Source organism: Streptomyces sp. NPDC017993, assembly GCF_044328065.1.
GTDB lineage: Bacteria > Actinomycetota > Actinomycetes > Streptomycetales > Streptomycetaceae > Streptomyces.
The window spans coordinates 23,592-29,809 of sequence record NZ_JBIRGO010000041.1 but is presented as its reverse complement, the minus strand read 5'-3'; the positions used below and the strand labels follow the sequence as shown (position 1 = coordinate 29,809).

At 71.2% G+C, this 6,218-nt stretch carries 2 protein-coding genes and 2 pseudogenes; 1 reads left to right on the top strand and 3 read right to left on the bottom strand.

What is annotated here, in order from left to right; translation table 11 throughout:
- The 3 genes and pseudogenes from ACH4FH_RS37770 to ACH4FH_RS37760 all read right to left on the bottom strand — a co-directional run.
- A pseudogene (locus ACH4FH_RS37770) lies at positions 1-416 on the bottom strand (hypothetical protein); the annotation flags it as partial.
- A 410-nt stretch (positions 417-826) separates the two neighbouring features.
- Complete coding sequence (locus ACH4FH_RS37765) at positions 827-1,951, bottom strand: CapA family protein (protein WP_398560507.1); 1,125 nt, start codon at positions 1,949-1,951, stop codon at positions 827-829.
- Between the two features lie 1,419 nt (positions 1,952-3,370).
- A pseudogene (locus tag ACH4FH_RS37760) lies at positions 3,371-4,195 on the bottom strand (class I SAM-dependent methyltransferase); the annotation flags it as partial.
- A 177-nt stretch (positions 4,196-4,372) separates the two neighbouring features.
- On the opposite strand from ACH4FH_RS37760, the gene ACH4FH_RS37755 reads away from it, so the two are divergent.
- Positions 4,373-6,184 carry a S9 family peptidase gene (locus ACH4FH_RS37755; RefSeq protein ID WP_398560509.1) on the top strand — a complete coding sequence of 604 codons (1,812 nt, stop codon included), beginning with the start codon at positions 4,373-4,375 and terminating at the stop codon, positions 6,182-6,184.
- The last annotated feature ends 34 nt before the right edge of the window (positions 6,185-6,218 follow it).

Here is a 6,218-nt window from a genome sequence, read left to right as displayed (position 1 = left end):
GCCGACGCATCGATGTTCCGCGTCACGAACGGCAGACTCCGCGTCCTGCGCACCAGCACCGCCACCGCCTGACACACGAAATGCGTCCCGTAGAAGAGAAGGAACGCGATCAGTATCAGGGCCTGGCCGGGCAGGAGATCGAGGATGCCGGCCCGGAGGAGGCCGACCAGCGTCAGCATGTCCCGCAGCAGCTGCCGCGTCGTCACCTCCACCGCGATCTTGTCGCGGGGCACGGTGACCCCGTCCACCTGTTCCTGCCGGTAGAGATCGACCGCCAGGCCCGCCAACGCCGCGCAGACCAGCAACGGGAGCTGCGGAAGCAGCGCCGCGAAGGACTGCGTGACGAAGAGCGCCGGGAGCAACAGCGGGGCTGCACGCTGCGCGGCGCGGTGCAGAGCGGATGCGTCGGACGACACGTGGCGGGCTCCAAGCGGGAGACGTCGGGTGGGTCGGGGAACACACCAGGCGAGGGACACGGCGGGAAGGCGATTCGGCATGAGCCGGCAGAACCAAGGTGACGCGGATGAAGCGGGATATTACTGGCTTCCACTGTGGGCCGCGCCGTGCCTGCACGAATGGCCCGGCGCACGCCACGAATCCTCGCTCACGACGTCGGCCGGGACGTCCTCTTTCCACAGCCGGAACACCCCGGTCGCAAGAGTGCGGGCGGGCTGGGGATGAGGCACCGAGGCCGATCAGCAAGCAGTGATAATCCATGCCGAAGGGCAGCCCGGCGGACCTCAACCGGCGGCTTTGGCTCCCCGGTCGGACCGCCCCCGCGTCGAACGGGCCGGGCGCGCGCCGCGGAAGGGCGATGCCGCTACGGCTACGCGTCCCCCGCCCCTTCCCGCACGGTGAGCGTGCCGCCGCTCTCCCTGTCGACGTGCGCGTGGAATTCGCCGCTGATGCGGTCGAGAACCGTCCCCAGCCATGCGCAGTCATCGTCCGAGGCGTGCCGCAGCCGCATCCGCCGAGCCTGCAGCGGGACGATCCGGACCTCGTGGAGCCGGCCCGTGGCGGGCTCCACCGAGACCAGATACAGCGGCCGCAAGTCGTCCCGGTACTGCTCGTAGCCGGTGATGCCCTCGTAGTCGTCGATGAAGTCGCCGCACCCGTGAAGCACCAGTTTTCCCCGGTAGATCTCCAGGGGGCGCGGGTGATGCGAGGAGTGCCCGTGGACGACGTCCACGCCGCCGTCGATCAAGGCATGTGCGAAGCCGACCTGGTCACGGGAGACGTGATAGCCCCAGTTGGAACCCCAGTGGACGGAAGCCACCACGACATCGCCCGGTCGCTTCACCTGCCGTACCCGGCCGACCACCCCGGCCGCGGCGCTCTGCGACGGCTCGGCGACGACGTCGATCCCTCCCCGGTCCCCCGTCGCGGCCCACGCGCGCGGGACGCCGCTGGACGGCATCCCGAACGAGAACACCAGGACCCGGCGGCCTCCCTCGACGGGGACGATCGCCGGACGTCGTGCCGCCTCCGCGTCCGCACCCGCCCCTGCCGTCCGCAGCCCCGCACCCGCCAGGGTGTCGAGCGTTTCCTCCAGGCCGCGGGGGCCGAAGTCGAGGACGTGGTTGTTGGCAAGGGAGCAGACGTCGGGGCGGGCGGCCGCCAGGCAGGGGACGTTCGCGGGGTTCATGCGGTAGTGAACTTCTTTGCCGGAGGCGAAGTCGTCGTTCCGCGTGACGCTGGTCTCCAGGTTGACCACACGGGCCTCCGGCGCGGCGGCGTCGAGCACCCGTAGCGCGTCTCCCCACGGCCAGGAGAAGTCCGCCGGACGGGGAATGACCCCGTTCGCCGCCTCCACCAGCTCGACATACGCCCGGGCGTCCCGGATGTAGCCCTCCCGCAGGGCCGGGTCGCCGGGGTACGGGAGGATCTGGTCGACGCCGCGGCCGAGCATCACATCGCCGCAGAGGAACATCGTGACCACGTCACTGCCCACTCCTCCAGATTACGGCCGTCGGCGCATGTCCCTCGGGGGACCGGGCCACTCGTCCCGGCAAGGCAAGCGGCCCGGGCCCCCTCAGGGACCCGGGCCGCGGGCGCTACCGGGCGGTCCGCCGTGCTACTTGTCGCCGTCGGTCTCCACGCGCCAGGTGACGGGCTGCGCGCCCGCACTCTGGCCCTGGAAGACGACGGCCACCGGGGGCTCGCCCTTGGCCAGCATGTGGATGGAGCACTCGGTCACGGTCGCGCCGGGCTTGACCATCTTGTCGGGCGTCGACTCGGGGCACTGGCTCACCCCGGGGCCGCCGATGTCGATCAGCACCATCTTCCGCGACTCCTGGCCGGCGGCGGTCCTCAGCACCACGCCGTTGTTCATGCTCGGGAGCAGGTCGTGCTTGCCGGTGTTCCGGTACTGCATCGTGACGTAGTACGGGATGAGCTTCTTCTCGTCGGCATCCAGGTCGAACCGGCTCAGGTCGGCGATCGACCCCGCGCGCACGCCCTTGGGCGTCACGTACAGGGACACGGGACGCTTGTCGCTGTCCTGCGTGACGGAGTCCGCGGACTTGCCCGCGGGCAGAATCCCGGTGGCCCCGCCCTTACCGCCGCCGACCTGCCACAGAAGCGTCTCGCCCCCCGAGTCCTTGTACGAGACGGTCGCCGGCTGTTGGCCCTTGCCCAGCATGAAGATCTGGCAGACGGACGTGGTCGCACCGGCGGCCAGCTTCTCCGCGCCGCCCTCGCGGCACGCGGCAGGCAGCCCCGAGCCGGTGGCCAGCGGGTTGCTCTGGAAGAGCGAGATCTGCTCGGCCGGCCGGCCGTCCGCCCCGTTGATCGAGAAGTTCCTCGCCGGGTCCACCCCGCTCACCGGGCTCTTGTCGGTGTTCGTGTAGGAGAAGGTGAGGTAGTACGGCACCATCCCCTTCAGATCGTCGTCCAGCTTGATGTGCACAAGGTCGGACTCCGCGCCGCGGGCCAGCCGCGTGGGCGTGATCCGCAGGGGATGGACCTTGTGGTCGGTCCCCGTCCAGGTCGCCGGGTGAGGAGCGGCCTTCATCGGCAGCGGCTTGGCGGCGGCCGCGGCAGCGGACGCGCCCGGCGACGCCTTCTCCTGGGTCGAGCCCGCACATCCCACCGCCAACAGCAGCAACGCACTCATGCCCGCGGCACTGGCCAGACGTCTGCGCATCCGCATAGGAACCCCCGTGATTCCGTGCCGCGTGAGCCTCCACCCGGCAGTTGAGAAGCGGCACCCGCCAGGCGGACACCGGTCGGCCCATCCGGCCGGAACGGTCGGAAGAGTAGCCGCACCGGGAAGCGTCGTGGACGGCGGCCCCCGGACGAACGGGCGCGGCTCCGGGCCGCTGTCCGCCTGCGCCGGCCCCGGAACGCGGCGCGTCGGCCGGCAGCGCAGCCGCGTCGCCTTCAGGGAGTACATCAGCGGGATGCGTGGGCGGTCGGCGGGGAGGCGGTAGTAGCCGTCGTCGCCACGGCGCAGCGCGGCGAAGCGCTGGAACATCGTCATGTCGTGTTCGTGCAGGAACTCGATGTGCAGGCCGGCGCCTGCCAGGGCCGAGACGACATCGCCGAGCGGGTGCTGCCATTCGACGCTGCGGTTGTTGACGGTCGGCGCCTCGAAGTCCGTGTAGGTGCCGGGGGTTTCGTCCACCCAGGCGTCCCGGTTGAAGTAGTCGTACGTGATGCGCGAGGCCGTCCGGTCGTCCAGGGCATCGCTCAGCGGATGGAACTCGGCGAGGTAGAGGAAGCCCCCCGGAGCGACGAGGGAAGCGGCGGTCTCCGCCCAGCGGACCAGATCCGGGAGCCAGTTCAGGGCCCCTATGCCGGTGTAGACGATGTCGTAGGAGGAGTCGGGGGCCGCTTCGGCGGCGTCGTAGACGTCCGCGGCGACGAAGGACGCGCGGTCCGGGCCGTAGCCGAGTTCGGCGGCCAGCTCCCGCGCGGCCTCGATGGCCGGTTCGGAGAAGTCCAGGCCCACGACTTGGGCGGCGCCGCGGTGCGCCCAGGACAGCGTGTCCTGCCCGAAGTGGCACTGGAGGTGGAGGAGGGTGCGGCCGGTGACGTCGCCGACCTCCGCGATCTCGAAGTCGCGGATCACATCCCGGACCCGGCGGAACGCTGCCCGGTCGTAATAATCGCTCGCGGTGTGGATGGCCACCCGCTCGTCCCACCTCGCGCGGTTGGTCTCACGCCAGTCGTCGGGGCCGTCGAGTCTTCGCATGCGGCGAAGTTATCCACAGCCTGATGGCCTCGCCAACGCAAATTGCGGGGCACGGCGCAGAATGGGCTCATGACTGACGAGACCCAAGGCCCTGACCAGGCAAACGATCCGCACCACCGCCCCGACCCCACTTCCTCCGCCCAGCCGGCCGCCGATACGGCCGCTTCCACCGAGTCCATGCCGGATTGGGAGAAGAGGTTCCGCGCACCGCGGATCGGGTTGCCGGACTGGGCCGAGGACGCCGCGGACCGTTCCTTGTTCGTCTCGAACGCCACCGGCACCTTCGAGCTCTACGCCTGGGACCGTGCGACGGGTGGGCAGCGGCAGGCCACGGACCGTCCGAACGGCACCACGGACGGCACCCTCTCCCCTGACGGCGAGTGGATCTGGTGGTTCTCCGACACCGACGGCGACGAGTTCGGCGTCTGGATGCGGCAGCCGTTCGCGGGCGGCGCGGACGAGCCGGCCGCTCCGGGGCTGGCCGCCGCCTATTCGGCGGGACTGGCGATCGGCCGGGACGGCAGCACGGTCGTCGGACGGTCCACGGACGACGAGGGCTCGACGGTCCATGTCGTACGGCCCGGGCAGCCGCCCGTGGAGATCTACCGCCACCGCGAGTCCGCGGGCGTCGGCGATCTCTCGCACGACGGCTCACTGATCGCGATCGAGCACACCGAGCACGGCGACGCGATGCACTCCGCGATCCGCGTGGTGCGGGCGGACGGCTCGACGGTCGCGGAGCTGGACGACACCAACGGCGGGACCGAGGAGCTGGGCCTGTCCGTGATGGGCTTCGCGCCGGTGGACGGCGACGCCCGGCTGCTGGTGGGGCACCAGCGACGGGGCCGCTGGGAGCCGATGATCTGGGATCCGGTGACGGGCGTGGAGACGCCCCTGGAGATCGACCTGCCCGGCGATGTGGGCGCCGACTGGTATCCCGACGGGTCGGCACTGCTGGTGGAGCACGAGTACCACGCCCGCAGCGAGCTGTGGCGCTACGAGCTGGGTGCGCCGGGCCGCGGCGCCGGTGCGGCCGCTGCCGAGGGCCGGGCGCTGACCCGGGTCGAGACCCCCGCGGGCACCGTGTCCGGTGCCACCGCCCGCCCGGACGGCACGGTGGAGTTCCTGTGGTCCTCGGCGGCGCAGCCCCCCGAGGTGCGCTCGACGAGCGGCAAGGTCGTGCTGGATCCGCCCGGTATGAAGGCCCCCGGGTCGGTTCCGGTGACCGACACCTGGGTGGAGGGCCCCGGCGGCCGTATCCACGCGCTGGTGCAGAAGCCCGAGGGCGCCGGGCCGTTCCCGACGGTGTTCGACATCCACGGCGGCCCGACCTGGCACGACAGCGACGCGTTCGCCTCGTCGCCGGCGGCCTGGGTCGACCACGGCTTCGCGGTCGTCCGCGTCAACTACCGCGGCTCGACCGGTTACGGCCGCGCCTGGACGGATGCGCTGAAGCACCGCGTCGGGCTGATCGAGCTGGAGGACATCGCCGCGGTCCGCGAATGGGCGGTGGAGTCCGGGCTGGCGGATCCGGAGCGGCTGGTGCTCGCGGGCGGATCGTGGGGCGGCTATCTGACGCTGCTGGGGCTCGGTATGCAGCCGGACGCCTGGGCGGTGGGCCTGGCGGCGGTACCGGTCGCGGACTACGTCACGGCCTACAACGACGAGATGGAAGCCCTCAAGGCGATGGACCGGACGCTGCTGGGCGGCACGCCGGAGGAGGTCCCGGAGCGCTTCGAGGCGTCTTCACCGCTGACGTATGTGGACGCGGTGCGGGCCCCGGTCTACATCTCCGCCGGCGTCAACGATCCGCGCTGCCCCATTCAGCAGGTGGAGAACTACGTCCAGCGGCTGGAGCAGCGTGGCCACCCGCACGAGGTCTACCGCTACGACGCCGGGCACGGCTCGCTCGTCGTGGAGGAACGCATCAAGCAGGTGCGCCTGGAGCTCGACTTCGCTCGGCGGTACGTGGGCGAGAAGGGGAAGTGAAGGGGAACCTGCGGTGGGCAGTGAGGGGTGGGGC

Bases quoted from the DNA above. Each gene is read 5' to 3' on its own strand.
- ACH4FH_RS37755 (WP_398560509.1), top strand. From the start codon at position 4,373: ATGCCGGATTGGGAGAAGAGGTTCCGCGCACCGCGGATCGGGTTGCCG.